Raw genomic sequence first — 1,407 nt, 5'->3', positions numbered from 1 at the left:
CAGGCGCGCCATGCTACCTCACGAAATTCCGGGACTCCTGTCGCCATAATTCGTTCACCTACGCAGCGGATGGGAGATGCCCTGAACGCCCTGCGTCCGCAACGACTACGCACAAAAGCCGCTTCGTCATTACTACCTCACTGGCTGGACGGCTATTCGGAATGCAATTCTTGCTCCTCTCGCGTGCTGCTAGCACACGTCGAATCAGCGAATTGCCCTGTCGCCTATCAGGGACTAAAAATCACCACTTCGCTAAGCTCCGTTTCCATGATTTTCAGCGGTTGAAAACTTCCCCGGTGACAGCGAAGAACCTATTATTAAAGAATTAGAGCGCACTCAGGATGTCGTCACTGTTGCACTCAGTGCTAATATCCCTAAACCGGAATTAAAAGATCTGGCTGAGAGCATAAAAGAACGCATGTTACGCGTACCGGGCATTCCACTGGTCAGCATCGAAGGTTTCTCTAAACGTCAGTTCCAGATACAGCTTGCACAAAATAAATTACGCTTATATGGCATAAGCTTACAATCTGTTGCTACTATCGTCGCCCAACAGAATCTTGATTTACCGACTGGAGAAATTCTAACAGCGAAACGAGACTATCAGATTCGCTTTAATGATGAACGCCGATCACCTAAGGAATTACAAGACCTGGTTATTATTAAAGGGGAACATGGCAATGAAGTGCGCCTAGGCGATATTGCCACCATTATTGACACTTTTGAAAAGGCTGAAGACAAAGCGACTTATAATAATATGCCCACGGCATTTCTAAAAATACGCAAAAATTCTAAAGATGACAGCTTACGTATTTTAGAGCAGGTCAAAAACTTTATTCAACAAGAAAAACAAGGCTTACCAGAACAGGTTTCTTTCAATTTAACCCAGGATTTCACCAGTATTGTCGAAGACCGTATCGCACTTCTTATCAGCAATGCCTGGCAGGGTTTACTGCTGGTATTCGGCGTTATGTGGCTATTTTTTGGTACCCGTTATGCTTTCTGGGTGGTCATGGGCTTACCCGTCTCTTTTTTAGCAAGTGCCTTTATACTTGCGCAGTGGGGGATCAGCATTAATATGCTCTCTATGGTCGCCCTATTACTAGCTCTCGGTATTCTGATGGATGATGCCATCGTCATTAGTGAAAGTATCGGTAAGCATATTTCATTAGGAAAAACACCGGTACAAGCGGCTATTGATGGCACAATGGCGGTAAAAACGGGGAGTCCCTACTTTTGCGAAAGCTCATTTTGGGCATCCATGCCCAAGTTCGCGGCAAAAGCTTAACGGGACTGATTAAAATCTACGATGCCCTGTTTCGCCCTGCGTTTGCCATAAAAAATCCTGAACGGCTTTTTTATATTGCGAACTCAAATGGCTTGACGCTGTGTCGGAATGCTTTGCAT

1 pseudogene is annotated in these 1,407 nt (G+C 45.3%); it reads left to right on the top strand.

Annotation, left to right across the window (positions count from 1 at the left end):
- Positions 1-292: 292 nt before the first annotated feature.
- A pseudogene (locus CDZ78_RS17705) lies at positions 293-1,288 on the top strand (efflux RND transporter permease subunit); the annotation flags it as partial.
- Between the last annotated feature and the right edge of the window lie 119 nt (positions 1,289-1,407).

It is taken from the genome of Bathymodiolus platifrons methanotrophic gill symbiont, from assembly GCF_002189065.1.
Taxonomy (GTDB): domain Bacteria; phylum Pseudomonadota; class Gammaproteobacteria; order Methylococcales; family Methylomonadaceae; genus Methyloprofundus.
Note: the sequence above shows the minus strand (reverse complement) of the source record. Positions and strands in the feature narration are given on the sequence as shown.